The organism is Bradyrhizobium sp. SPXBL-02 (assembly GCF_051853065.1).
Classification (GTDB): domain Bacteria; phylum Pseudomonadota; class Alphaproteobacteria; order Rhizobiales; family Xanthobacteraceae; genus Bradyrhizobium.
On record NZ_CP182474.1, the window covers coordinates 4,513,130 to 4,537,334 of the forward strand.

Below are 24,205 nucleotides of genomic sequence, written 5' to 3' on the forward strand. Positions count from 1 at the left end.
TCAGATCTCGTAGTCCCGTAGGGTGGGCAAAGCGAAGCGTGCCCACCACCTCTATCCGATTCCCGGAAAGATGGTGGGCACGGCGCAAGTGCGCCTTTGCCCACCCTACGAGAGCTATACGCTCAGCTCTTGTTGCGCATCTTGCTCAGCAGATAATTGTCGTAAAAATTCTCCGCGATCTGCGTGTAGAACAACAGCTCCTTCATATACGCGTCGTGGCTCTCCTTGGTCCGCTTGAACAGGTCGCTCTTGGCGGCGAGCTCGTTCAGATGGTCCTGCGTCGCGTTGTAGCAGGCCTCCAGCACGGGTTGCGGGAACGCCTTCAGCTCCGCGCCGCCTGCGAGCAGGCGCTTGAGCGCCGCCGGATTCACACTGTCGTATTTTTCGAGCATCCAGGCCCCGGCCGCCGCGCCCGCCTGGTTGACGATCGCCTGATAGTGCTTGGGCAGCGAGGCCCACTTCTCGTCGTTGACCACCATGTGCAGCATGGCACCGCCTTCCCACCAGCCGGGAAAGTAATAGTACTTGGCGACCTTGTGGAAACCGAGCTTCTCGTCGTCATAGGGACCGACGAATTCGGCGGCATCGATCGTGCCCTTCTCGAGGGCCGAATACACGTCGCCACCGGCGATCTGCTGCGGCACGACGCCGAGCCTTGCCAGCACGTGGCCGCCCAAGCCTGCGATGCGGAATTTGAGACCCTTGAGGTCGTCGACGGTCTTGATCTCCTTGCGGAACCAGCCGCCCATCTGGGTGCCGGAATTGCCGCAGAGGATGGCGTGCGCCTTGAACGGCTTGAGCGCCTCGTTGGTGAGATCGGCGCCGCCGCCGAAATGCCACCACGATTCCTGATGGCGATGGTTCATGCCGAACGGCGCACCGGTGGCATAGGCCAGCGCGGGCTCCTTGCCGATGTAGAAATAGAGCGGCGTCTGCGCCAACTCCACCGAGGCGGTGCTGACCGCATCCAGCGCCTGCAGGCCGGGGACGATCTCGCCGGCGGCAAAAGTCTGGATCTGGAATTTGTTGTCGGTGGCCTCGGCAACATATTTCGCAAAGGTCTGTGCCGTGCCGTAGATGGTGTCGAGCGACTTCGGAAAGCTCGAGGTAAGGCGCCATTTGATCTCGGGCGCGCTCTGCGCGATCGCAGGTGCAGCAACCAGCGTCGTCGCGCCGGCAACCGCGCCGCCTTTCAAGAATGTACGGCGTTTCATGATGAGGACTCTCCCTTGAAGTAATTTTCAAACATGCGGCTGCGCGGCAACGGTCTTCGCGGACCGTTTGCCCGTTCCCAAAGCGGAGTTCAAGATGCGACAGAACGGCCTGTAGCTCGCTTCAAAGCAGCTTGGCGCTGACGAACAGCGCGCGCACGGCGTTGGTTGCCTGCACCGCCAGCATGGCGTTACCGGCGGCGCCTTCCAGGGCCGCGACGGCATCCTCGTGCAGCGAGCGAAATTCCATCCACTCGACCGACTTGAAGTTGGTGAGGAATTGATAGGCCTGGCCGACGGTCGCGATCGCCAACGTGTCGCCGTTCAGCTTGATCTTGAACGTCGTGCGCAGCGGGGTTTCGGAATTGGATGGATCACTCATGGGCTGCTTCTGGACGAGGACGGCTTAACGAAGGGGAAACGGCAGCCCCGCCGTCGCAGGCGAATTTCAGGAATCGGTGCTCGCGCGCTGCGAGGCGGTCGCCGCTCCGCGCAGGTTTGGCACCACGACCAGGCGGTTGAACTCGCCATTGTCGTAGGCCTTGATGAACCGATCATAGTCCTTGATCGAGACGCAGCCGTTGGAATCGCCGCGCGGCCCGAGCAAGTAGTTGTGGGTGAGCAGCCCGACGCGGCCGAGCGCGCTGGTACCTTCGACCGGGGTCATGCGCAGCGCACGGACGCCGTGGAATGGCTTTTCGCGCGGCTTGAGGTCGTAGGTCGCCGGCGGCGTCGCGCCGACCATCCGCCGGTCGACATGTTCAGGGTCGTCCATCAGCGCGCCCAGGCCGGAATGGGCTTCCAGCGCCACGCCGCTCGGCAGGTAAACCGCCTTGGCCGAGATATCGTAGACCGCCGTGCGCGAATCGTAGCCGAGAGCGGCGAGATCCGGCGCCTTGCTGAACAGGCCGTCGCCGGGCGTCAGCGAGGCCAGCTTGATCTTGTCGGTGAATTTTTCGAAGAAATTGCGGTTGTCGACCCTGAGGTTGGTGTCCGCATAGGCTTGGCTGGAGGCGATCTGGGCGGAGAAGTCCGCCTGGACCGGGCGCGCGCGCGGCATCGGGATGGCGTCGGCGCGCTGCGAGGACCTCGCCTCCTCGGCCGCGGACCGGTCGTCCTCGGTCAGCATCGAGCGCCAGTCGTCGCCCTGGAGCTTCTGGGCGAGCATCGCCTTGGCGTCCCGCAGCTTGAGCTGGACCGCATTCACCGCCGAGCGCTCCAACACCCGCAGGCCGAGCTCGCGCGGCGACGGGCCGGCGGAGGCCGAAGCGAAACGGTCCTCGAATGAGGGGGCACTAGCCGGCGGCAACGCGGCGGAGACAAGCGGGGTCGAATCGCTGATGTCGGCGACCCACGCGGCGGCGCCAAGCGCCAGCGCGATCCCTGCCAGAGACAGCAGAATCCTTTCAGCCCGCCCGACACGGCGGCGCGACAACAGCCTTTCGGCGTGTGCTGCGTCGGAAACCATCAGATCCCCAAATCGACCCCGGGGGCTTACCCACCCCACCCGGAGACTCTATACCAGCTACCACATTGGGAGCCAAAAGTTAGGCATAATCGGGGCCGGTAGGACACCTTCGGGGGTATCCGATGACCGATACTTTCGACCTAGAACGGTTCGTCCACGCCCAAAACCCGGTTTTTCGCGACGTCCAGGGCGAGCTAGCCCGGGGCCGGAAGCAGACTCACTGGATGTGGTTCATCTTCCCCCAGATCGCAGGTCTCGGCGTCAGCGCCATGTCGCAGCGCTACGCCATCGGCTCCCGCACTGAAGCCGAGGCCTATCTCACCCACCCCATCCTGGGCGGGCGGCTGATCGAATGCACCAGGCTGGTGCTCGCGGTCGAGGGCCGGACCATCAACGCGATCCTCGGCGCGCCGGATGACGCCAAATTCCGCTCGTCGATGACGCTGTTCGGCGCGGTATCCGACGAGCCCGTCTTCGATCAGGCGCTCGCCCGATATTTCGCAGGCGAGCGCGACGGCGCCACGCTGGAGATCCTTGCCAGGCTCGAGCGGACATCCGGCTGAGCCGGCCAGGTAGCGTAAACCGCAGATTAACATGGCCGCCCTATCGTCCGGGCAAAATAATTCTCCGTTATTTGCCGGACTGACCATGAAAATCGGTACGCTCCTGACCAGCGCCATCGTCTCGCTCTCGACCGTCGGGGGCGGCCTCGCCGTCTACGTTGCCGTGACGAAATACCAGACGATGGAGCGGATCACCGAGGCGCAGGGGCGGCTCGCGATCGTCCGTGCGGTCAGCGACATCCCGCGCTATCTCAATCCGGAGCGCGGCTATTCCACCAACATCCTGTACGGGCCTGCGGCCATCGACCCCGCGCTGCTGGCCGAGCAGGACAAGCTGCGCAAGCAGACCGACAGCGCCCGCGACAAGATGAACGCGCTGCGCAAGGAGCTGCCCGGCCCGTTCGACGACGGCACCACGATCGGCAGCAACATCGACGGCATCAACGCGAAGTTCATCGCGTTGCGCGAGGCCATCGACAAGGCGCTGGCAGGTCCCGCCGATGCGCGCAAGGACGCGGCCAAGAAGATCGTCGCAGACAATGCCGTGCTCAACGGCGGCGTGACCGCGCTGCTCAACGAGCAGGTCCGCCGCATGGCGATCCTGAACGGTGACGCTTACCGGCAGGCCAGCTACGCCAATATGGCGATGACGCTGCGCGACGTCGGCGGCTTCAACTCGAGCCTGCACAAGAATCTCGTTGGTGGGAAGAAGCCGGCGACCGATGCCGAGAAGGCCGACATCAGCCGCTCGCAGGGCCGCAACGACCAGCTCGTGATGGCGCTGCTGGAATTGCGCGGCAATCCGGCAACGCCCGCCAACGTCGCCGCGGCGCTGGAGAAGTTCAATTCGGTCTATGTCGAGGAGTTCGGCCGCGAGCTCAAGCTGGCGAAGGACGGCGCCGTCACCGGCAAGTACGAGCACGACGTGGATACCTACTACGCCGCCACGCAGCGCGGCCTGTCCACCGTCATCGAGGTCCGCGATGCCTTCTACGACAACGCGGAGCAGATCCTCGCCGGGGCTTCCTCCGCCGCGCGCACCAGCTTCACGATCGCCCTCGTCGGCCTTGTCGCCGTGCTGATGGCCAGCGCCGGGCTCATCGTGACGGTTCGCCGCCGCGTCTGCGCGCCGATCGTCGGCCTGACGACGCGGATGTCGCGGCTCGCCGACGGTGAGGTTGCGGAAGAGATTCCCGGCGCCGAGCGCTCCGACGAGATTGGCGCGATGGCCGCGGCCGTTCAGGTGTTCAAGGACAACATGATCCGGGCCGACCGGCTCGCGGCCGAGAAGCAGGCCGAGAACGACGGCAAGATGCGCCGCGCCCAGGCGCTCGACGATCTCACCCGCGCCTTCGAGGCCAAGGTCACCGAGCTAGTCGGCGGCCTCTCGCGAGCCTCGGCGGCGATGGAAAGCACCGCGCAGTCGATGACCTCGACGGCGGCGCAGACCAACAGCCAGGCCGCCGTGGTCGCCGCCGCCTCCGAGCAGACCTCGACCAACGTGCAGACCGTCGCGAGCGCCACCGAAGAGCTGACCTCCTCGATCGCGGAGATCGGGCGTCAGGTCGCGCAAAGCACCGAGATCGCGGCCCGTGCCGTCGACAATGCCCGCCGCACCGGCGACACCGCGCGCACGCTCGCCGAGGGCGCCCAGAAGATCGGCGACGTCGTGACGCTGATCCAGAGCATCGCCGAGCAGACCAACCTGCTTGCGCTGAACGCGACCATCGAGGCTGCCCGTGCCGGCGAAGCCGGCCGCGGCTTTGCCGTGGTCGCCTCCGAAGTCAAGTCGCTGGCCGGCCAAACCGCCAAGGCCACGACCGAGATCTCCGAGCAGATCACCGCGATCCAGTCCGCGAGCGACGAGACGGTGGCGGCAATCCGCAACGTCGCCGACGTCATCGCCGAGATCGACCAGATCGGCACCGCGATCGCGGCGGCGATCGAGGAGCAGGGCTCGGCCACCAAGGAGATCGCCCGCAGCGTTCAGGAGGCCGCCCGCGGCACGCAGGAGGTCAACAGCAACATTTCCGGCGTGCAGCGCGCCGCCGACGACACCGGCGCCGCGGCAAGAGAGGTGCTGGGCGCAGCCGAGCAGCTCTCGACCCAGTCGCGCGATCTCGCCGGCCAATTCGAGCGTTTCCTCGGCGAGGTCCGGGCGGCGTAGCGCGACGTCAATACGGCGGTGCCTTGCGCGCCCGTTGTGCTTTCGCCGCCTCGATCCACCAGGCCAGATCGTCGGCGAAGCGCGGGAACGCGCGCTCCAGGGCCTTGCCGCCGTCGCCGATCGGCTCGCCGGCTTCCGACAGCGTCTGCGCGATCGGGCCGACGCCGATGGTGCTCGACACCACCACCATGCCCATCTCCGAGAGCGTGCCGTGCCAGGCCGTCGCCGCGCGGGCGCCGGACAGCCGGCCGGCCGAATAGCTCACGATCGCGGCCGGGCGCCAGAACCATTCCTCCAGGAAGTGGTCGGTGAGGTTCTTCAGGCCGGGCTGGATGCCCCAATTGTACTCGCCGGTGACGAAGACGAATCCGTCGGCGTCGCGGATCTGCCCGGCCAGCTTCTCCAGCGCCTCCGGCGCCGAGCCCTTGGGATGTTCCTTGTACATGCGGTCCAGCATCGGCAGCCCGATCGCCTTGGCGTCGATGAACTCGACGTCCTCGCCGCGGCCGCGCAGCCGGTTGATGACGAAATTCGCAAGGCGGATGCCCATGCGGTCGGAACGGTAGGAACCGTAGAGAACGAGAATGCGATTGCTCATGGCCGAACGGTAGCACGAAACCGGCGCCCAGCCCTACCCGATTTGTCGCGCTACCTTCTGCGACCGCGGTCCAGCGTTTGCGACGGCGTCTCGCCGAACTGGTCGCGGTAGCTTCTGGAGAAATCGCTGAGATGCCAGAAGCCATACGCCAGCGCCACCGCCTTGACGCTGTCGGCCCCGGCTATAAGGCGCCGGCGAACCAGCCACAGCCGGTGCAGACGCAAGTAGCGGTGCAGGCTCATGCCGCGATAGCGGCGAACGACGTCGTGCATGGTGCGAACGGACAGCCCGAGCTTGCGCGCGATCTCATCGCTATAAATCGGCTCCGACAGGTCCTCAGACAGCAGCGCGCGGATGTCCTGGAACATCTTGAAATTCCGTCCGTCGTTGGGACCCAGGGTCCAGCGGGCCGAAACGATCGTTGCAAAGGCCTCGTCGACGGCTCCGAGCAGGGACTCCTTCATCGCCGCGCCCTTCAACAAGAGCTCCTGCGCCTCGACCGGGCCGGACGCCTCGGCCAGCACTTCGCGAACCACGCCGCGCAACCGCTGCAAGCCGACCGTGGAGATTTCAAAAATCTTGAAGCTCGAGAGCGTGAGCGGCCAACCACGATCCCTCACCTCGGGCCGGAAAATCACCGAGGCGATTTGCCGCTGGACCTCCTCGATGGTGGTGTAGGCCGCTCCGCGGTTGCCTATGACCACGACCGGTCGCGCACGTTGCGAGCCGTTGAAGCGAATCGGCACGTTGAGATCGTCCATCGTGAAGCCGATCGCAGTGCAATTCTCCACGAGTTGTGCGTCAACCACCCGCGGAAACGCGCGCGTCAAATTCACGTCGCAGCCGGGCAAGGCGAGGATTGTCTGCTCAGCCGAAATCTTCCGCACAAAAGGGGTGAATTCGAAGTTCAGCCCGCGTATGGCGTTTCGAAATTCGTCGACGTCTGAAAAGCGAAATGTTTTGAGTGCCGACCTCGGCACATCGTCAATGCTGTTCATGGAACAAGAAAAAATGCCGCGCCGCTCTGGATGTGCGTCCGGCCGCGGGGTGCCGGTTCGCTTCCTCCTTAGATTATTTCGTCAGAATCGATCCTAACTATGTCCTGATTAAATGGAGAGAGGTCGGTTGAAAGAACAATCCGGGACAACCCTGCCTCGCCGAATTTCGATAACGTTTCCTACAAGGCAGCCGGTGCGCCAATACCCCAGCCTGCGACGATTAAAATTCAAATTAACGCCTTTGAGGCGGAATGACCGTCGTTTGATCGTTCAATTTATTTAATTTCAGGCTCCTGCCATGATGGCAAATTCGCCTGCTGATAGTCTGGTCGATCTGGAGAACGCGGTTGCAACATGTCCGCTGGACCGGTGTGCTCGCATCCTCTCAGGCATATTGCAACTACTCACAAGCAGCCGCGACCGATCTCAGGAATTACTCGCTGACATGGCCGACGGCGTCCTGCTGCGGCTGGTCGAGCGGGTTGAGGCCAGCACGCTGATTGATGTCAGCGCGGCGCTCGCAGAGCTCAAGGTGGCTCCGCCGAAGACCGTGCGACGTCTCGCCTCACACCACGATCCGGAAGTCGCCTGCCCTGTCTTGCTCCGCTCGCAATCACTGTCCACGGCCGATCTCAAGTCGGTCGCAGCCGCGAGCGGCGAACGACAACAATGTGCGATCGCCGGCCGCGCGCCGATCGATCCACTGGTGATCGAGACGCTGATCAAGTGTGGCGCCCCCAGTGCTTGTCTCGCACTGATCGGCAACAGGGAGGCAAGATTCTCCGATGCCGCCTACGTTGCGTTGATTGAGAAGTGCCTGTCGGATGACGAACTGACCAAAGCTCTGGCGCTCAGGCCGGACACGCCCGATAGGGTCATGCGGGAGTTGCTGTCGGCCTTGCCAGCGCCGCAATCTGGCACAGGGCCGAAGGCCATCGGCTCGCATCAGACCGCAACGGCCGCGCCGAACGTCGCCAGGCTGCCCTGCGCCGCCGCTTATGCACGCGCGCGGCCGGAAATCGTCGCGCTCAACCGCACCGGCAAGCTCAACGATTCCACGGTAAACCGCTTCGCCATTCGCGGCGAGACTGCCAACCTCGTTACGGCGCTGTCGGTGCTGTCGGGGACTCCCATCGAGATCGTCGAGCATGTCATCACCGACGAGGATTGCGAGGGTCTCGTCATGGCCTGCCGCGCCTCGCGGCTGAACTGGCAGACCACGCTCGCCATCCTGAGCAACCGCTGCGGCACGCGGCTTTCCTTCGCCGAGCGCGGACGCGCACAGCACATTTTCGAGACGTTGCTGCTGTCGACCAGCCAGTGGACGGTGCGTTGGGGCGAAATTGCTGCAAACGCCAAGGAGAGCGGTCGGGGTCATCGGGACGCAAAGAACATGGGGGTTAGCTGATGAAGTTCGACGGTCGAAAAGCCGCCCGCGTGAAGCTGGACCACAGGCAGCCGGTCAATCTCATGGGGTCCGACGGCACCTGGCGGCGCAGCTGCGTCCTGCTCGACGTATCGCAGACGGGCGCGAAGGTCGAGGTCGAGGGCACGCTCGACGTGCTCAAGGCCAAGGAATTCTTCATGGTGCTGTCGTCGACAGGCCTCGCCTACCGGCGCTGCGAGCTGGTCTGGATCGACGGCACCACCGCCGGCGTCCATTTCATTACCGTTGACGGCAAGAAGAAATCTGCCGGCGCACCAGCGCCCGGGCAGAACGCGGTCCAGGTCAAATAGAGGCAAATAGAATTCGAAGGTTCCACCCGCAGTTTTCACATCCAGATAGTCGCAATCCAGGTCAGACCGTGCAAGACGCGCGAACCAGATCCGGCTCCGTCAATGGTGACGCCGGCATCCGAACGACGGCAACGGCTCGTCCCCTCCTGCACGTGCTGGCCGACACGTCCGACAAGCTCTCGGGCATCTGCTCGATCCTCCAGGAGAGGTTCGCCATTGCAGGCGAGCGGCTCGATGCCGATTCCAGGCTGTCGCAGACACCGGTCGCCATCGTCATTCGCGCGGAGCTGCGCGACGTCGACAATATCGCCGCCATCAAGCAGCGGGCTGCCAAGTTGGCGAAGGTCGGGAAGCGCATCTTCCTGCTCGAGCACACCTCCCACGTCTGCATTTCCCAGGCCTATGCGCTCGGGGCGACGCTGGTCCTTCCCAGCACGGTCGGCCGGACCAAGCTGCTGGCGGCACTGGCCGATCCGGCCGACGGGCCGTCCGCTTCGTCAGGCGATACGCTGCAATCCGACAACGCCGTCGAGACCGCAGCGACCGCGATCGCATCGATGTTCGCGGCTGTCACCTTGGGCCAGCCGCTCGATGTCGATGGTGCCAAGGAGGCCGGTCGCCAGATCGCCGAGCGCATCACCCGGCAGGGCCTGACCGAGTGGCTCATGACGGTGCGGCGCCACCACGAAGGAACCTATCAGCACTGCCTACTGGTGACCGGTCTCGCCATCGACTTCGGACTGAGCCTTGGCGTCGGCAGGGCCGACCTGGAACGTCTCTACTCGGCGGCCATGTTCCATGACATCGGCAAGGCGCAGATTCCGCTCGCGGTGCTCGACAAGCCTGGTCGCCTCGATGCCACGGAACGCGCGCTGATCGAAACGCATCCGGCCGCCGGCTACGACTTTCTCAAGGACCATGACGGAATCTCGCGGGAGATCCTCGATGCCGTTCGCCACCATCACGAGTATCTGGACGGGAGCGGCTATCCCGATGCGCTCTGCGGCGAGAGCATTGGCGATATCGTCAGGATTCTAACGATCTCGGACATCTTCGCAGCGCTGATCGAGCACCGGCACTACAAGCCGACCATGCCGCGCGCGGAGGCCTACGACGTTCTGTGCGGGATGAATGGCAAGCTGGAAAAGGCGCTGGTCCGCTCGTTCAAGCAGGTCGCGCTCACACGGTGAGCGCTGTACCCCGTCTCGAACGCCGCCTTAATGCGTCGCACGATAGCTGGCGCGGCGCGGGATGGAGCGGCAGGCCAGCCCGTCGGCCAGCAGCTTCATGTCCTCGTGCCGGCCGCTGCGAATCAGTCGGCCGAACTCTTCGGGTGTGAAAGGAAGACTTGGATCATCATCGATCTTGTGCCGCAATCGCGGACCGAAGAACCGCCGAACCAGGCTAGCCAGCCGCCGCATGTCAATTCCCTCGCGCCAGCAACAAACCTCTCAGTCCGCATATTGTTCCTCCCGCAACTTCGAGATTGCAAGAGGCCACTCGCGACGCCGCACCAAAAAAATTTCCGCCAGAGAATAATCTCCTCTTGCTCGCGCTAATCGGCAAAACCCACGTGACGCACGAACTCGTGGTTGTGCTCGCGGTCCGAGCGAACTGCGTTCGCGGCAAAGCTGTCGTCGGGATAGCCCATCGCGACGCTCATGATGACCTCGTCCTTCCGGAATCTTGGCGACCTCGCGCACAATGTCGGAGCGCATGGCGATGTCGACCTGCCGGGTGCGATCACCGCGCGCGGCGCCGGCGTGTTTTTGAAGCCACGCACGTTGCGGCGCGACTGGACCAGCGTCTCGAATTCCACCTCGTGAACCTCCCTGCCCGCTCGTCCGGCGTTGCGACAGACCACCGGTTGCCGATGCGGCGCGCAAAACCTATGCTAATGACCAAGCAAGACCAAGAACCCTGTGAGGAAGTCCATGGCCGCACCGCTCGATCCCGTCATCGCCCAGATCATTCCGCTCATGCCGATGCGCGATCCCACGGTCATGACGCCACAGAGCGCCCGCGATTCCTTGCGCGCACTCGCTGCCTCGCGCGCGGCCATTCCGCCGCCGCCCGTCGATAGCGTCGAGGATATCAAGGTGAAAGGCGGCGCCGGTCCGCTTCCTGCGCGGGTCTACCGGGTCGGCGCCACGCCGGCACCGACGGTGGTGTTCTTCCATGGCGGCGGCTGGGTTGCGGGCGATCTCGAAACCCACGACCGGCAGGCGCGCAACCTTGCGATCGAGACCGGCGCGGTCGTCGTCTCCGTCGACTATCGACGTCCGCCCGAGACGCGCTTTCCCGGCGCCTTCGAGGATGCCTTCGCCGCGGTGAGCGACTTGTTTGGCCGCATCGCGGAATTTGGCGGTGACGCAAAGCGCTTCGGCGTTGCCGGCGACAGCGCCGGCGGCAATCTCGCTGCGACGACCGCGATCGCCTGCCGCGATGCCGGCATCAAGCTCGCCGCGCAGCTCCTGGTCTATCCGGTCACCGACGTCGTCGGCGCTTATGCCGATGCGCGCGAGAACGCGCGCTATCCCTCGCGGGCGGAGAATGCCGAGGGCTACTTCCTCACACGCGCGACCATGGAATGGTTCTGCGGCCACTATCTCGCCGATCCCGCGCACGCCGGCGACTGGCGCGTCTCGCCGCTGCGGGCCGCATCGCTGGCCGGCGTCGCGCCCGCGGTCGTGACCACCGCCTGGTTCGATCCCCTGCGCGACGAAGGCGCGGCCTATGCGCGGGCGCTGGAAGCGGCCGGCGTCCGCGTCAAGCATCATGAGGGCCCCGGCCTGATCCACGGCTATTTCGGCATGGGCGACGCCTCCGACGCCGCGCGCGCCGAAGCCCAGCGCGCGCGGGCCGACTTCAAGGCGCTGCTCGTGCGCGGCGTGTGAAGGCGATCAGGCGCTCTGCGCCCGCTGCGCCGCGGTGTGCCCCCAGACCTCGTCCCAATCCTGGCCGGCGGCATCGACCACGCGGCCGTCGGCCTCGAAGAACTTGTTCGGCACCTGGAAGATCGCCAGGATCAACGCGCCCTCCGGGCACCAGGCGGCGTGCCGGCTGCCCGCCTCGCGCCAGATGAATTCGCCGGCCTTGCAGGCAATGCCCTTGGCCGGGCCCTCCTTGTCGACGAGCGCACCTTCGATGACCCAGCTCTGCTCGATGCCGACATGCTCGTGATCGGGCAGCACCGATCCCGGCGCAAAGCGCATCAAGGCGGTCATCAGCCCCGTGCCGCGATCGAACAGCAGCGTCTTGGCCTCGCAGCCCGGAAAGCGTGTCTTCTGCCAATCCATGTCCTGGGGGCGAACGAGGTGCGAATGCCGCTCAGCGGCGCCCTGGTCGTGCGGGATCGCGGCGTCCATCACGATGCTTCCTCTCCATCTCGAGGGACCGACGCTAGCAGGATCACCCGATGAGGTCAGCGAGCAGTGCAACAGAGGCGACATCTTCCGCGCTCGAAGCGCAAAAATCAGCGGGGCGAGCGGGCGGCCGGTGCTCATCCTGCTTGATTGCGCCACGATTTGCGGCTCCAATCTCCCGGCCATTTCTGGCTTAGGAGACCCCCATGATGAAGCGGATTTTCCTCGCTGCGATCGTTGCCAGCTTTGCAGCGGGCTCGGCCCTTGCGCAAGAAACCTGCGAAAGCAAGGCTGTCGGCAAGGACGGCAAGCCGCTGGCCGGCGCCGCCAAGACCTCGTTCCTGAAGAAGTGCAAGGAAGATGCCTGCGCCCCCAAGGCCGTCGGCTCCGACGGTAAGCCGCTCGCCGGCGCCGCCAAGAACAGCTTCATGAAGAAGTGCGAGACCAGCGCGTAAGCGCGCAGTCCGTTCCCGGCTTTTTCAGCGAGCCATCACAAACGAAATGCCGTCATGGCCGGGCAGAAGCGCGTCTTCGCGCGAGAGCATGATCCGAAAAAGTGCGTAGCGGTTTTCCGAAAAGATCATGCTCAAACAATAAGCTAAAGCGCGATGACGATTCATCCCGATCGCATCGCGCTTTAGACCTCCCGGCCATTTGCTTCTTGTGCCTTCCCCGCCGCCAGTTTTCCGGCACGCGCCGTGCGCGTAAAGCAAACTCCTCGCGACCCTAGACAGAACGCAGCGGCTGACGGATGATGCAACGCTGAGCGAACCGGGGCGCATCGACGAGGCTTCCAGCAAAGGATGGGCGAGATGTTGCAGTTCCGCGTGCGTGATCACATGATGGCGACAATGAGCGTGCTCTTTGCGCTGCTCATGATTGTTGACGTTGCCAACGCCAGAGGCCCTGGCCTGCCCAACGTCATGGTTCTCGCAACCGGCGGCACGATCGCCGGCAGCGGGGCGAGCAGCACCACCGTCGTCGGGTATACCGCAGCCACGGTGGGCATCGAGACCCTCTTGAACGCCGTCCCCGAGTTGAAAACGGTGGCCAACGTCAAGGGCGAGCAGGTCTTCCAGATCGCCAGCGAGAACATGAACAATGATTATTGGCTGAAGCTCGCCAAGCGCGTCAATACGCTCCTCGCGCAGGACGACGTGGACGGGATCGTGATCACGCACGGGACCGATACGATCGAGGAAACCAGCTATTTCCTGAATCTGGTCGTCAAGAGCAAGAAGCCTGTGGTCGTCGTCGGCGCGATGCGGCCGTCGACAGCGATCAGCGCGGACGGCCCGATCAACCTCTTCAATGCGGTGATCCTCGCAGGCAGTGAAGAAGCCGTCGGCAAGGGCGTGCTCGTCGCCCTCAACGATCAGATCAACGCCGCGCGCGACGTCACCAAGAACAACACGTCCACGGCAGACACCTTTCGCACGCCTGAACTCGGCTTTCTCGGCTACATGCAGGGCAACAAGCCGTATTTCTATCGGCAATCAACCCGCCGGCACACGGCGGATTCCGAATTTGACGTGTCCAACCTCGATGTCCTGCCTCAGGTCGACATCGTCTACGGCTACGCCAACATGAACCGGGTTGCGATCGACGCTTTTGTCGCCGCCGGCGCCAAGGGGGTCGTGCATGCCGGCGTGGGTGACGGCAGCCTGGCCCGCCCCGCGGTCGAGCCGGCGCTGGACGAAGCCCGCAAGAAGGGCGTTGTGATCGTTCGCAGCAGCCGTGTCGGCAACGGCATCGTCGCGCGCAATGGCGAGGCCAAGGACGATGAGCACGACTTCGTCGTCTCGGATACGCTCAATCCTCAGAAGGCGCGCATTTTGCTGATGCTGGCGTTGACCAAGACGACCGACACCAAGGACATTCAGCGGATGTTCTACGCCTACTAGTGCGTCGGCTACGCTCGCTTGAAGCGGCGGTCATCACAGACCGCACGGCGTTGATGGCGAAGTGCTGCGCGAGATCTTGCGGTAGGCGATCGCGAAATCCGGGCTACACAGTCGGATTTCGTAGGGTGGGCAAAGCGAAGCGTGCCCACGATCTGCCGCAGCTCAGAATGAGATGGTGGGCACGGCGCGAATTGCGCCTTTGCCCACCCTACCAGAGCTCCGTCATTGCAAGGTCCGCGGCCCCCTCACTAGCTCCGCAACCCCGGAGCCTCCTGCCCGGTGCGCGCGACATATTCGGTGTAGCCGCCGCCATATTGGTGGATGCCCTCCGGCGTCAGCTCCAGCACGCGGTTCGACAGCGTCGCCAAAAAATGCCGGTCGTGCGAGACGAACAGCATGGTGCCCTCGAAATCCGACAGCGCATTGATCAGCATTTCCTTGGTGGCGAGGTCGAGATGGTTGGTGGGCTCGTCCAGCACCAGGAAGTTCGGCGGATCGAACAGCATCTTGGCCATGACGAGGCGCGCCTTCTCGCCGCCCGAGAGCACGCGGCAGCGCTTCTCGACATCGTCGCCGGAGAAGCCGAAGCAGCCGGCGAGCGCACGCAAGGAGCCCTGCCCCGCGGTCGGAAACGCGTCCTCCAGCGACTGGAACACGGTGCGCTCGCCGTCGAGCAGATCCATCGCATGCTGGGCGAAATAGCCCATCTTGACGCTGCCTCCGAGCGCCACCGTGCCCTGGTCCGGCTCGCTCGCGCCGGCCACCAGCTTGAGCAGCGTCGACTTGCCGGCGCCGTTGACGCCCATCACGCACCAGCGCTCCCGACGGCGGATCATGAAGTCGAGCCCGTCATAGATGCGCTTTGAGCCATAGCCCTTGTGCACGTTCTTGAGCGCCACGACGTCCTCGCCGGAGCGCGGCGCCGGCAGGAAGTCGAACGCGACGCTCTGGCGGCGCCGCGGCGGCTCGACGCGCTCGATCTTGTCGAGCTTCTTGACCCGGCTCTGCACCTGCGCCGCATGCGAGGCGCGCGCCTTGAAGCGCTCGATGAACTTTATCTCCTTGGCGAGCATGGCCTGCTGGCGCTCGAACTGCGCCTGCTGCTGCTTCTCGTTCTGCGCCCGCTGCTGCTCGTAGAATTCGTAATCGCCGGTGTAGGTGGTGAGCGAGCCGCTGTCGATCTCGATCACCTTGGAGATCACGCGGTTGATGAACTCGCGGTCGTGCGAGGTCATCAGCAGCGTGCCTTCGTAATCGTGCAGGAATTTTTCCAGCCAGATCAGGCTTTCGAGGTCGAGATGGTTGCTCGGCTCGTCGAGCAGCATGACGTCGGGGCGCATCAGGAGAATGCGCGCCAGCGCCACGCGCATCTTCCAGCCGCCGGAGAGTTTGCCGACGTCCCCGTCCATCATCTCCTGGCTGAAGCCGAGGCCGGAGAGCGCTTCGCGCGCGCGGCCGTCGAGCGCATAGCCGTCCAGCTCCTCGAACCGGTGCTGCACCTCGCCATAGCGGGCGATGATCTCGTCCATCTGGTCGGCCTTGTCGGGGTCGGCCATATCGGCCTCGAGCGCGCGCAGCTCGGCCGCGACCTCGCTGACGGGACCAGCCCCGTTCATCACCTCGGCCACCGCGCTGCGGCCGGACATCTCGCCCACGTCCTGGTTGAAATAGCCGATGGTGATGCCGCGATCGGTCGAGACCTGCCCCTCGTCGGGCAGTTCCTCGCCGGCGATCATCCGGAACAGCGTGCTCTTGCCGGCGCCGTTCGGTCCGACGAGACCGATCTTCTCCCCCTTGTTGAGGGCCGCGGAGGCTTCGATGAACAGGATTTGGTGGCCGGCTTGCTTGCTGACATTGTCGAGGCGGATCATGAGTGTCTTTTGGGGGATTTTTGCGTTGCAGCGTCATAGGGCATGACCCCGCCCAAGGGAAGCCCGGCGGGGTACGGATTTCTTCCCCCGCCAGCGCGACATGGCTGCAATCCGGCCCAAGCTTAAGACCTGGAGACCTCGACGGCTTGCATGGCCGCAAGACCGGCTGCGGCCACTTGCGCGTCCTGGGTTGATTGCATGCCCGATACGCCGATCGCACCGATCACCCTGCCGTCACGCAGGATCGGAAGGCCGCCTTCCAACGGCGTCAGATTGGTCATGCCCAGCAGCCGCAGGTGAAGACCGCCATCGGCCAGCGCGGATTCGAAAGCCGCGGTCGACCGCCTGAAATCGACCGCCGTCTTCGCCTTCTGCTGCGCCACGAGCACGCTGCCGTGCTGGGCCTGATCGAGACGGTACAAGAGAGCGAGTTCGCCGGTGCTATCGGCGATGGCGATTACCATCGGCCAGCCATGACGTTGCGCTTCCGCGCGCGCGGCATCGGCGACGAGCCTCGCCTCGTCGAGCGTGATCGGGGCGCCATAGAGAGGCGTCAGGGCTGCGAGGGGCGCTGCTGCGGAAGAGGCGTTTGGTGTCGTCATGGCGGAGCTCCTGGTCATCGGGTGCCCTCTCACAACACATCATGGCCGCCGTGATAATGTCCGGAACGATTGATATATTCTCTCACTTTCCGGGAGAATGACCGTGACCTCGTTTGCGGATTACGCGACGTTTCTGAGCATCATCGACGAGGGCAGCCTGACCTCCGCAGCCACGCGTCTCGGCAAATCGCTTCAATCCGTGAGCCGATCGCTGGCGCGGCTCGAGGCCGACCTCGGCGTCGAGCTGGTGTCGCGAACGACGCGGCGCCTGCGTCCGACCACGACCGGCCTGGAATTTGCCGGCCGCATCCGCCTGGCACTCACCGCCATCGACGCAGCGCGTGAAGATCTGCTCGCCAGCGACCAACGGCTTGCCGGCATCATCCGCATCGGCACATCGAGCCTGTTCGGCCCCGAATATGTCGCACCCGTCGTGAGCCAGTTCCTGACGCGACATCCGGACGTCGAGATCGAACTCGTGCTGTCTGACGAGCGTGTCGACCTCGTCGCCGAGAAGCTGGATTTTGCCATCCGCATCGGCACGCTGCCGGACTCGAACCTGCGGGCGCGCCGGCTCGGTGGCTTGAGTTGGGCTGTCTTCGCCTCGCCGGCCTATCTCTCGGCCCATGGCCGTCCCGAGCATCCGCGCGACCTGATCCACCATGAATGCGTGTTGCTGACAAGCGAAGATGACAGATGGGCTTTTGGCAGCAACAGAAGACCCATCGAGGTCCAGGGCCGCTTTCGGTCGGAAAGTGCCGCGGCACGCAACGCGGCCGTCGCGTCCGGGCTCGGCATCGGCCTCGCTCCGCTCTGGCAGGTGCGCAGGCTCATCGAGCAAGGCGTCGTCGAGCAAATCCTGGTCGGTCACGAGCCGCCGCCGATTCCGCTCCAGATCGTCTGGATCAAGCCGAGCGCCGGCGCGTTGCCGCGGCGCATTCGCGCCACGATGGACTTCCTAGCAGCACGTCTGTCTGCCCTGCGGATATGAGTTGCGGCTCATGATGCAGGGCCGGCGCTGCACCCGTGCACCACAATTCACCTTGATTCCAATAACCCGTAGATGGGTTGAGCCCTTGCGAAACCCATCACGCTTCGTCGCATATGAGGGAGCGCGACGGGTTTCGCTGGCGCTCTACCCATCCTAATAGCTCCTACCGCCGGCGCGCGATCCACACTCCGGCCAGGAAAGCGACAAACAGCGACCGTAGAGGCGCTTTCATCGTGACCTCGCGCAACCGGTCAGCCCATCGCCTGGCGGAATCCAGCGAAGGCGAGCCGGGTTGTGGCTTGGCCGCTCCGGAACCTGGCCGCGGGCTTGAGATCTGCTCCAAGCCGTCCTGATTGGCTGCCAAGCCGGAGGCTTCCGTCATCGCCGCAGCTTCCTTCATGTCCATGCGCGTGCTCCAATCCTGCTGCGGTTGCGGAACAACCACCTGATCTCAGCGCCTTCGGCTCTGGCGGCGGCATTCATGCGAACTATATGGTTTGTCAAACGTCCGCCGCATCACTCCCTTGAAGAAGCCCTTGCTGATCTTTCTGTTCCTTGTCTTGGCACCGCTGGCCGCGTCGGCGGTGAGATATTTCTGGCTGGGCGATGGCCGCCAGAATTGGCAAACCGCCGATCGGTCGAGCGCAGGTCTTCTGCTTCCCGCTGCCGATCATCCCGAAGCCGTCATACGGGTGTTCGGGGCGCGAACGGTGCGGTGGCGCAGCATCTTCGCGGTTCACACCTGGATCGTCGTCAAGGAGAAAAATGCCCCGACCTACACCCGCTATGACTACACGGCGTGGGGCGAACCAATCCGCACCAACGGCTTCGCTCCGGACGGGCGGTGGTTCGGCGCTGCGCCAGAAACCATTGTGGCCGTCAACGGAGAGCGCGCCGAGGTGCTGATCCCCAAAATCCGATACGTGATCGAAAACTACCAGTTTCGGTCCTATGGAGATTATAGCGTCTGGCCCGGTCCCAACTCGAACACCTTCGTGCAGGCGGCCCTCGATGCCGTCCCCGAGCTCAGGGCCGTGCTGCCGCCGACCGCGATCGGCAAGGACTTCCCGTACACGGGTAAGTGGGTCGGCCTGACGGCGTCCGGCACGGGTATCTATGCTTCGCTTGCCGGATATGTTGGCTTTTCCGTCGGCTGGGTCGAAGGCTTGGAGATCAATTTCTTCGGCGCCGTGCTCGGTCTCGATATCCGACGCCCGGCGCTCAAGCTGCCTGGGCTTGGCCGCTTCGGGGTGACGCCTGGGCTCTAGGAGGCAGAGATCCCATGATGCCTAACAAGCTGGCCATTTTTAGGAGCATCGAAACTCGCCAACGGATCATAAGCCGTCATTCGACACTAAGGCGGCCTCAATCCGTTCACGGCGGCAAAAATGCTGCGACTGATCCGACGACTTCGCTGCTAGCTGCCGGTTGATGGGATCGGACGAAAATGAAACGAGAGGTCACGGGTATATCCGCTTCGGCTCGACCATCCTGGCCGATTAGGATCAATCCGGCGCCGCCATTTGCCACATTCAGAATAATCGGCTCGCCGCTCCATGTCTTGATCGGCTCCATTCCGATGATTAGAAATTCGCCGACAGGTTGGTCGAAATATTGGATGCGCAATTGCGGGCCGACTTCGGCCGCAGCAAGCTTAAGGCCGACCTGCTGGGCGCGTGCGTATACGTTAGCCAGGGTCACGGTGTCGAAGGTAAACCCAAGCTGCGCAGGTGATAAATGGACGAGCTCGACATTTGTCTTCTGAGAGCTAACGGTGAACGCCGGCCGAGCAAGGATTTCTGCAGCCTGACCACCGACACTGCAGCCCTTGCTAGCGAGCTCGTTGCGCAAGGTAAGTGAGTTGGCGAAGGTACCTATCGTGATCGTCTTCCAGGTCGCAACGTCACGAGCGGACCTGATAGGCTGTTCGGACGCTGGGGCCGAGTGCGACTTGGGCTTCAGCCGGTTCTGCAAGACATCGCGGGCTGCGCATTGCGCGGACGCGGTACTCGCGAAAGGAACGACGCAGGCGGCTTGGAGTATGCACGCCAAAAAGTAGCTGCAAACTCGCCTTGCGCTTGAACGGCCACTACCTGCCGCGCACCGGGCTCGGCTTCTGAAAGTAGACATGGCGATGGCTTTTTCTAGTTGGACAAAAAAGCCCGCCTCCGAGTCAATGGGAAGAACGGAGGAAAATGACGTCAATCAACATTCTCCGGCCGACTTTGAAATGCGTCCGGAGGCGGGGCCTATGGCTAGAATATTCCAGTTTCCAAATTGGCAGGCGGCAGTCCGTAAGCCTGATAACCCGCCCGTCCCATCAGCCCTAAGGGCAATGATGTCGCTCGAACATAGCACCCGGAACAAATCGGCTCAACGCCAAAGTCGGCTATCGCTCAAGGCCGCCTCAGCAGTTCCGCCCCGGCGAAATCGACACTGCCGCCGCCGTGCCCGACGGCGAACAGTGCGCCGCGCTGAGCGGCGGCTTGCCGTTCTCGACGTGCAGACATTTCCCGAAGCGGCTCGAGACCGGCGCCGACTCTATCTCACCGAGAACGGCGCCTGATAAGGCCGCCCGAAGGGCACGCCGTTGATGACGGTCTGGATCGGCTTGAGCTGGGCTTTCCCTTCCCTCCTGTTGTTGCGCGTGTCGACGAAGCTGACCGGTCCCTCCACCAGCTCCATGATCGCGACGTCGGCGGGCGCACCGACCTGCAGCGTTCCGATCTTCGGCGCGCGATTGATGATCTTCGCCGGCGCCGTCGTCGCCATTGCGACGACCTGCTCCAGCGTGAAGCCAAGCAGCATGAACTTGCTCATCACGTTGGGCAGGAAGGGAATGCCCGGCGAATTGCCGGAGAAGACGTGGATATCGGACGAGATGGTATCAGGAGCGCATCCGCCGGGGATCGCCACTTCCGCCACGGTGAAATCGAAGCTGCCGCCGCCATGTCCGACGTCGAACAGCACGCCACGCTGCTTGGCTGCCAGGGCCGCAGGCAGCAGCTTGCCGTCCTGGACGATATTCGTGAAGACGCTCGACATGTTCGGGGCGCCCGAATAGGCGTGCGTCAGCACGTCGCCCGGGCGCATCAAGTCGAGGATCTGCGACATCAGCTCCTTGGACTCGACGCCGCCGATATGCACCATCATCTTCGCCGGCCAGCCGCACATCTCGCAGGCCTGGATGCCGCGCTTGAGCGGCTCGAGCCCGTGCTTGAAGATCACGTTTTCCGACATGCGCACTTTGACCCCGAGGAGGAAGTCCGAATTCTCGGCCAGCGCCATGGCGCAGGCTTCGGTCTGCGCGGTGTCGATGTTGTAGAGCTCGGCGACGGGGAACGCGGACAGGCCGTTATTGGCGATGTGGACGAAGGCGTACATCCGAGCCCGCGTCTGGGCCACGATGAAACGGCGCAACGCCGCCAGATTGTTGACGCCGGCATCGCCCGCCGACACGACGGTCGTCGTGCCCTGGAACTGGACCAGCTCGTCGGCGGGAATGCCGATGGCCGAGCCGTAGGGATAGACGTGACAATGCAGATCGATCAGGCCGGGCATCACGAGCTTGCCCGAGGCGTCGATGCTCTTCAACGCGCGCTCGGCGGGGATCGTCTCCTGGACGGCCTCGATCACGCCCCAGCGGATGCCGATATCGCGCCTGGCGCGCAGCGACTGGCTGGGGTCGAGCACCTCGCCGCCGCGGATCACCAGGTCGTACTTGTCGTTCGGCCCCATCGTCCCGCGCGCGGGCGCGGCGAGCCCGACGGCTGCGGCTGATGTCGAGAGTGCCAGGAAATCGCGGCGTGACAACGCAGGCATGATGGTCCCCCCTCTGTGCTTTTGTTGGTAAAGGCAAACCTTGACGCGCGGATCGGCGACCGGCGCCGCGTCCGAAACCAAAAAGGATGCCGTTGGAGCTCGGGCCTCGTCGCCCGGGTGATCCAATCCTATGACCACACGCCCGCGTTGAGGAGCTGCGAAATTTTTCTATCCTCAGATGAACCTTCTTCGACAAGCATCGACTAAGCGAGCGCTCGCACCGGGGCCTAGTCATTTCGTCGATCCGGCGGAGGTCAGGCATGGACCACGAGGCGACATGCAGGCGAATGTTACTCTATGAACAGCAGCCCCTCTTCTTATCGCCATCAAACGCATTTACAGCGTCGAACAGCCGCTTCCCTGGACTAGCCATGGCTGGAAATCGAAAGTGACGTCGAGCACGAAACGAGGTCTTCGGCTTCGAAATAACCCAATGGTGTCCACTACCGGCACCCAATGTTTGAGCGCGACTGCTGATGCTTGCGCGGTGCCGTCGCTTCAGGCAGCAGCTCTACTCCATTCTGGCTGAGGCGGTCAGAAACACTGGCTAAGAGCTCACCACGAACGTCCTTGCGCTCCCGTCAATTCCAAGGCCCCCCTCGATGGGCTCGGCCCTCGGGTACCTTTCCACGCCTTCGTCTGCTTCGGGTCGAAATCGGCGATACAGAGTCGCAGAAGTGTGTCTTCCGACTGGGGCCGAGGAGAGCTTAACCTGCATCAGGGAGCCTTCACGGGCGGTGGAAACCCCGCAACCGTACAGGAACGACGAGGAATTCGCCTCATTGTCGGAGATCGATGGCGATCCTTGCTCTCCTCCCAAGTTGACTTACCCGGTCAGCACTGCTGGCCGGTTTTTTTCGGAGCCGAATATCCGTGGTCACGAGCGGCGCCTTGCGACGATTGATCGAGACTAAGCCTTCTCAAGTCCGAAAGAGGCGTGCTGTGCAGCGCAACGCTAAAGGTGAGCGGAAACGGGCCCATTGCCGCACACCATCCGGGGGCCAAGTCGCGCTGCGAGTGCAGTGATGCTGGAATCATTCTCTAAGTTCGGCGAGCAGTGTCGCAGAAGAAAGCGGACCCCGCAAAGCGTCTCCTTCCTCCAAACAACGCGACAGACGAATATCCCGGAGTGACTGTCGAACGACAGCGCAAATTCGTTCGCGAATATGTAGTACGGCGTGGAGATGCAGGCTCCCAAGGCGCTGATGTCCCGCACCATGCAGGGATGAGTCCCAATGATTTCACCGAATGACAGCCGCGCCGCCCGGTTGATCGCTATCCGCTTCATTGCACGACGTTCGATCATGGCGAGACTCCGAATGAAGAAGCCAACCTAAAATGCGCTTTCTCGCGCGACGTCGGGACCTGAAATTAAATCACATCCGGCTGACTTCGGCATTATTTAATTGATTAAATAATTTGTTGAGCCGCTCGCACTTGACCCGCGCAATGATGCGAGTTCCAATCAAAATGCTGATTTGTGATGAGTCGGGGATTGCCGTGGGTATTTACTTGCTCTCACTCGCGGCGTGCGTTGTCGGGGTTCTTCTGTTCATGGCATTCCATCGATAGGGCCGACAACGGACGCAAGCGTTACCGTGAATCCTCAGCCCAAAGCCGAAATTAATAATCTCGGCCGGTTGATTTTGACTGTGCACGAATGAGCGCGTTCAATTCCAGACATTGGAGGCGAACGTGTTATTCACTCTTTTGCTCGTCGTTCTCATCGGCGTCAGTGCAGCGGTCCTAATCGCCCATGCGATCGACGCCATGCGTTCGTGAGGTTGGGCTTGCGATTGGATCCCTCGCAGGTCCAAGTCAAACGGCTCGCGCGTGTCAAAGTCTCCGATTTCGCTGTCCAAATGGTTTCAGGCCATGGAGCAGTGGAACGCTTCCGCAAACCTCGGACTCGGGATTTTCGGGAGGCTTCTGGCCAGGGAGGCCGCTCTGGCGGCGTGGCATTGAGCTGACGAGGGTCGGCTAATTTGGAGTACTTTGTTCCGGTGCCCGACCTGAGGTCCCACTCTCCTCGCCTCGCCGCTGTCTGAGAACTCGCGCAGACCCGACCGATAGTCTGATCAACACAATTGTGTTGTTGCGCCACAGGCTCCTGACGAGCGCACAATCGCGTGGCGAGGCGCTTCAACTGGCAACGCGAACGCAGCACGTCGCACGTCGCATTCGAAACCGATCTGAACTCCGAACCGAAACAAATGCCCGTTAATTCGCCTGAGGAACCCTAGTTGACTGCCCTTAAACGATAATTTTGATTATGACCGATAATGATGATGACTCCAGCACAACATTAAACAATATGTTGAAAACAAAATATAATGGGAGGTTGGAATGGAAGTTGCCCGCCGGTTTCGCGCAATGGCGTTGCTTTGCCGACAGAGTGCCGCGCGCTATCCCGAGAGAAGCTGGAAGCTGCTCGCAGAGGCGGAGTATTGGGAACATTTGGCGGCCACTGCTCTGACTCACTGAACTTCGGCCACTGAATTTTGTCTTTTCTCTTTTTATGAACTGCCTCGAGGCGTGCCATGTCCAGTATGCGTCAAGTTTATACTTGTGCTGTTTTGAGCGAGCGACTCCACGCACTCGTGGCGGAGCTTAGAGAGGTTGAAAAGCTTCGAAGCAAGCTCCGACGCGTAGAGGCCAGAACACTCAGAAGGCGGCGTGTCGGACTAGGTCGCGGAGCAAGGGCCGCAAGCTAACTCGGCGGCGAGATCCGCCGTCAATTCAGGATGGAGCGGTCGCACGGATTCCCGTTCGACTTCGAACTCCTGAATCATGGATCTCGTGGCGGCGCGTCAGGTAACGTGCCCGGCGTATCGCACTCTCGGTGGGCGCAATCGCACCGCGTCCCGAAGTATGCGGCTCGAGCTTAAGACTGACAGGCCCCCCAGCG

The 24,205-nt window shown here is 63.2% G+C and carries 24 protein-coding genes; 11 read left to right on the forward strand and 13 right to left on the reverse strand.

All coding sequences use genetic code 11. The features are described 5' to 3' along the window. Positions 1 to 122: 122 nt before the first annotated feature. The 3 genes from ACNJYD_RS21135 to ACNJYD_RS21145 form a co-directional block, all read right to left on the reverse strand. On the reverse strand, positions 123 to 1,214 hold the full coding sequence (locus ACNJYD_RS21135; RefSeq protein ID WP_212258454.1) for a TRAP transporter substrate-binding protein: 1,092 nt from the start codon (positions 1,212 to 1,214) through the stop codon (positions 123 to 125). A gap of 121 nt (positions 1,215 to 1,335) precedes the next feature. Beyond that, complete coding sequence (locus tag ACNJYD_RS21140; protein ID WP_036000273.1) at positions 1,336 to 1,593, reverse strand: hypothetical protein; 258 nt, start codon at positions 1,591 to 1,593, stop codon at positions 1,336 to 1,338. A gap of 66 nt (positions 1,594 to 1,659) precedes the next feature. Beyond that, positions 1,660 to 2,610, reverse strand: a complete 951-nt coding sequence (locus ACNJYD_RS21145) for a DUF2778 domain-containing protein (protein ID WP_246571668.1) — start codon at positions 2,608 to 2,610, stop codon at positions 1,660 to 1,662. A 191-nt stretch (positions 2,611 to 2,801) separates the two neighbouring features. Here ACNJYD_RS21145 and ACNJYD_RS21150 point away from each other — a divergent pair, with 191 nt between their 5' ends. Then, entirely contained in the window at positions 2,802 to 3,242 is a 441-nt protein-coding gene (locus tag ACNJYD_RS21150) for a DUF1810 domain-containing protein (protein WP_212258450.1), read from the forward strand. Between the two features lie 85 nt (positions 3,243 to 3,327). After that, positions 3,328 to 5,409 (forward strand): methyl-accepting chemotaxis protein, encoded by a 2,082-nt coding sequence (locus tag ACNJYD_RS21155; RefSeq protein ID WP_212258448.1) that lies wholly within the window; start codon positions 3,328 to 3,330, stop codon positions 5,407 to 5,409. 7 nt (positions 5,410 to 5,416) lie between these two features. On the opposite strand, the gene ACNJYD_RS21160 is transcribed toward ACNJYD_RS21155, so the two are convergent. Continuing rightward, on the reverse strand, positions 5,417 to 6,007 hold the full coding sequence (locus ACNJYD_RS21160; RefSeq protein ID WP_212258446.1) for an NADPH-dependent FMN reductase: 591 nt from the start codon (positions 6,005 to 6,007) through the stop codon (positions 5,417 to 5,419). Positions 6,008 to 6,057: 50 nt separating this feature from the next. Next, positions 6,058 to 7,005, reverse strand: coding sequence for a helix-turn-helix domain-containing protein (locus ACNJYD_RS21165; protein ID WP_439363205.1), 948 nt, complete (start codon positions 7,003 to 7,005; stop codon positions 6,058 to 6,060). A 298-nt stretch (positions 7,006 to 7,303) separates the two neighbouring features. On the opposite strand from ACNJYD_RS21165, the gene ACNJYD_RS21170 reads away from it, so the two are divergent. The 3 genes from ACNJYD_RS21170 to ACNJYD_RS21180 all read left to right on the forward strand — a co-directional run bounded on the left by ACNJYD_RS21170 (position 7,304) and on the right by ACNJYD_RS21180 (position 9,932). Then, positions 7,304 to 8,413 carry a DUF2336 domain-containing protein gene (locus ACNJYD_RS21170; protein WP_212258442.1) on the forward strand — a complete coding sequence of 370 codons (1,110 nt, stop codon included), beginning with the start codon at positions 7,304 to 7,306 and terminating at the stop codon, positions 8,411 to 8,413. Further along, positions 8,413 to 8,742, forward strand: coding sequence for a PilZ domain-containing protein (locus ACNJYD_RS21175; RefSeq protein WP_172788528.1), 330 nt, complete (start codon positions 8,413 to 8,415; stop codon positions 8,740 to 8,742). Before ACNJYD_RS21170 ends, ACNJYD_RS21175 begins: the two co-directional genes overlap by 1 nt. A 68-nt stretch (positions 8,743 to 8,810) precedes the next feature. Then, positions 8,811 to 9,932, forward strand: coding sequence for an HD-GYP domain-containing protein (locus tag ACNJYD_RS21180; protein WP_212258440.1), 1,122 nt, complete (start codon positions 8,811 to 8,813; stop codon positions 9,930 to 9,932). Between the two features lie 27 nt (positions 9,933 to 9,959). Here ACNJYD_RS21180 and ACNJYD_RS21185 read toward each other — a convergent pair whose 3' ends face one another. After that, positions 9,960 to 10,163 carry a hypothetical protein gene (locus tag ACNJYD_RS21185; RefSeq protein ID WP_175422601.1) on the reverse strand — a complete coding sequence of 68 codons (204 nt, stop codon included), beginning with the start codon at positions 10,161 to 10,163 and terminating at the stop codon, positions 9,960 to 9,962. A gap of 240 nt (positions 10,164 to 10,403) precedes the next feature. Here ACNJYD_RS21185 and ACNJYD_RS21190 point away from each other — a divergent pair, with 240 nt between their 5' ends. Together ACNJYD_RS21190 and ACNJYD_RS21195 are read left to right on the forward strand one after the other, a co-directional pair. After that, positions 10,404 to 10,568 (forward strand): hypothetical protein, encoded by a 165-nt coding sequence (locus tag ACNJYD_RS21190; protein ID WP_246571633.1) that lies wholly within the window; start codon positions 10,404 to 10,406, stop codon positions 10,566 to 10,568. 108 nt (positions 10,569 to 10,676) lie between these two features. Then, positions 10,677 to 11,639 (forward strand): alpha/beta hydrolase, encoded by a 963-nt coding sequence (locus tag ACNJYD_RS21195; RefSeq protein ID WP_439363206.1) that lies wholly within the window; start codon positions 10,677 to 10,679, stop codon positions 11,637 to 11,639. A gap of 6 nt (positions 11,640 to 11,645) precedes the next feature. Here the strand turns inward: ACNJYD_RS21195 and ACNJYD_RS21200 are convergent, their stop codons facing one another. Next, on the reverse strand, positions 11,646 to 12,110 hold the full coding sequence (locus tag ACNJYD_RS21200; RefSeq protein ID WP_212258436.1) for a cupin domain-containing protein: 465 nt from the start codon (positions 12,108 to 12,110) through the stop codon (positions 11,646 to 11,648). 203 nt (positions 12,111 to 12,313) lie between these two features. Here ACNJYD_RS21200 and ACNJYD_RS21205 point away from each other — a divergent pair, with 203 nt between their 5' ends. Then, complete coding sequence (locus ACNJYD_RS21205) at positions 12,314 to 12,562, forward strand: hypothetical protein (protein ID WP_172788524.1); 249 nt, start codon at positions 12,314 to 12,316, stop codon at positions 12,560 to 12,562. A 357-nt stretch (positions 12,563 to 12,919) separates the two neighbouring features. Next, positions 12,920 to 14,011, forward strand: coding sequence for a type II asparaginase (locus ACNJYD_RS21210; RefSeq protein WP_439363207.1), 1,092 nt, complete (start codon positions 12,920 to 12,922; stop codon positions 14,009 to 14,011). Between the two features lie 248 nt (positions 14,012 to 14,259). Here ACNJYD_RS21210 and ACNJYD_RS21215 read toward each other — a convergent pair whose 3' ends face one another. Beyond that, positions 14,260 to 15,882, reverse strand: a complete 1,623-nt coding sequence (locus ACNJYD_RS21215; protein ID WP_439363208.1) for an ABC-F family ATP-binding cassette domain-containing protein — start codon at positions 15,880 to 15,882, stop codon at positions 14,260 to 14,262. Between the two features lie 122 nt (positions 15,883 to 16,004). Next, complete coding sequence (locus tag ACNJYD_RS21220) at positions 16,005 to 16,484, reverse strand: GlcG/HbpS family heme-binding protein (protein ID WP_439363209.1); 480 nt, start codon at positions 16,482 to 16,484, stop codon at positions 16,005 to 16,007. Positions 16,485 to 16,581: 97 nt separating this feature from the next. Between ACNJYD_RS21220 and ACNJYD_RS21225 the strand changes: the two genes are divergently transcribed. Then, the gene (locus ACNJYD_RS21225) at positions 16,582 to 17,475 is read left to right on the forward strand and encodes a LysR family transcriptional regulator (RefSeq protein WP_439363210.1); all 894 of its coding nucleotides are present in this window, start codon (positions 16,582 to 16,584) and stop codon (positions 17,473 to 17,475) included. A gap of 163 nt (positions 17,476 to 17,638) precedes the next feature. Here the strand turns inward: ACNJYD_RS21225 and ACNJYD_RS21230 are convergent, their stop codons facing one another. After that, positions 17,639 to 17,881 carry a hypothetical protein gene (locus ACNJYD_RS21230; RefSeq protein ID WP_439363211.1) on the reverse strand — a complete coding sequence of 81 codons (243 nt, stop codon included), beginning with the start codon at positions 17,879 to 17,881 and terminating at the stop codon, positions 17,639 to 17,641. A gap of 130 nt (positions 17,882 to 18,011) precedes the next feature. Between ACNJYD_RS21230 and ACNJYD_RS21235 the strand changes: the two genes are divergently transcribed. Next, complete coding sequence (locus ACNJYD_RS21235; RefSeq protein WP_439363212.1) at positions 18,012 to 18,743, forward strand: DUF3750 domain-containing protein; 732 nt, start codon at positions 18,012 to 18,014, stop codon at positions 18,741 to 18,743. 106 nt (positions 18,744 to 18,849) lie between these two features. Here the strand turns inward: ACNJYD_RS21235 and ACNJYD_RS21240 are convergent, their stop codons facing one another. The 3 genes from ACNJYD_RS21240 to ACNJYD_RS21250 form a co-directional block, all read right to left on the reverse strand. Then, positions 18,850 to 19,680, reverse strand: coding sequence for a hypothetical protein (locus ACNJYD_RS21240; protein ID WP_439363213.1), 831 nt, complete (start codon positions 19,678 to 19,680; stop codon positions 18,850 to 18,852). Between the two features lie 336 nt (positions 19,681 to 20,016). Continuing rightward, a complete protein-coding gene (locus ACNJYD_RS21245; RefSeq protein ID WP_172788518.1) occupies positions 20,017 to 21,297 on the reverse strand; it encodes an amidohydrolase family protein in 1,281 nt (426 codons plus the stop codon). A gap of 955 nt (positions 21,298 to 22,252) precedes the next feature. After that, on the reverse strand, positions 22,253 to 22,603 hold the full coding sequence (locus ACNJYD_RS21250; RefSeq protein WP_172788517.1) for a PilZ domain-containing protein: 351 nt from the start codon (positions 22,601 to 22,603) through the stop codon (positions 22,253 to 22,255). Positions 22,604 to 24,205: the final 1,602 nt, after the last annotated feature.

Excerpts from the sequence above, each read along its gene's own strand:
- ACNJYD_RS21230 (WP_439363211.1), bottom strand. The coding sequence starts at position 17,881 with ATGGACATGAAGGAAGCTGCGGCGATGACGGAAGCCTCCGGCTTGGCA.
- ACNJYD_RS21160 (WP_212258446.1), bottom strand. The coding sequence starts at position 6,007 with ATGAGCAATCGCATTCTCGTTCTCTACGGTTCCTACCGTTCCGACCGC.
- ACNJYD_RS21175 (WP_172788528.1), top strand. The coding sequence starts at position 8,413 with ATGAAGTTCGACGGTCGAAAAGCCGCCCGCGTGAAGCTGGACCACAGG.
- ACNJYD_RS21220 (WP_439363209.1), bottom strand. The coding sequence starts at position 16,484 with ATGACGACACCAAACGCCTCTTCCGCAGCAGCGCCCCTCGCAGCCCTG.
- ACNJYD_RS21215 (WP_439363208.1), bottom strand. The coding sequence starts at position 15,882 with ATGATCCGCCTCGACAATGTCAGCAAGCAAGCCGGCCACCAAATCCTG.
- ACNJYD_RS21170 (WP_212258442.1), top strand. The coding sequence starts at position 7,304 with ATGATGGCAAATTCGCCTGCTGATAGTCTGGTCGATCTGGAGAACGCG.
- ACNJYD_RS21200 (WP_212258436.1), bottom strand. The coding sequence starts at position 12,110 with ATGGACGCCGCGATCCCGCACGACCAGGGCGCCGCTGAGCGGCATTCG.
- ACNJYD_RS21250 (WP_172788517.1), bottom strand. The coding sequence starts at position 22,603 with ATGATCGAACGTCGTGCAATGAAGCGGATAGCGATCAACCGGGCGGCG.
- ACNJYD_RS21150 (WP_212258450.1), top strand. The coding sequence starts at position 2,802 with ATGACCGATACTTTCGACCTAGAACGGTTCGTCCACGCCCAAAACCCG.
- ACNJYD_RS21165 (WP_439363205.1), bottom strand. The coding sequence starts at position 7,005 with ATGAACAGCATTGACGATGTGCCGAGGTCGGCACTCAAAACATTTCGC.
- ACNJYD_RS21245 (WP_172788518.1), bottom strand. The coding sequence starts at position 21,297 with ATGCCTGCGTTGTCACGCCGCGATTTCCTGGCACTCTCGACATCAGCC.
- ACNJYD_RS21205 (WP_172788524.1), top strand. The coding sequence starts at position 12,314 with ATGATGAAGCGGATTTTCCTCGCTGCGATCGTTGCCAGCTTTGCAGCG.
- ACNJYD_RS21195 (WP_439363206.1), top strand. The coding sequence starts at position 10,677 with ATGGCCGCACCGCTCGATCCCGTCATCGCCCAGATCATTCCGCTCATG.
- ACNJYD_RS21190 (WP_246571633.1), top strand. The coding sequence starts at position 10,404 with ATGATGACCTCGTCCTTCCGGAATCTTGGCGACCTCGCGCACAATGTC.
- ACNJYD_RS21210 (WP_439363207.1), top strand. The coding sequence starts at position 12,920 with ATGTTGCAGTTCCGCGTGCGTGATCACATGATGGCGACAATGAGCGTG.
- ACNJYD_RS21135 (WP_212258454.1), bottom strand. The coding sequence starts at position 1,214 with ATGAAACGCCGTACATTCTTGAAAGGCGGCGCGGTTGCCGGCGCGACG.
- ACNJYD_RS21155 (WP_212258448.1), top strand. The coding sequence starts at position 3,328 with ATGAAAATCGGTACGCTCCTGACCAGCGCCATCGTCTCGCTCTCGACC.
- ACNJYD_RS21225 (WP_439363210.1), top strand. The coding sequence starts at position 16,582 with ATGACCGTGACCTCGTTTGCGGATTACGCGACGTTTCTGAGCATCATC.
- ACNJYD_RS21185 (WP_175422601.1), bottom strand. The coding sequence starts at position 10,163 with ATGCGGCGGCTGGCTAGCCTGGTTCGGCGGTTCTTCGGTCCGCGATTG.
- ACNJYD_RS21140 (WP_036000273.1), bottom strand. The coding sequence starts at position 1,593 with ATGAGTGATCCATCCAATTCCGAAACCCCGCTGCGCACGACGTTCAAG.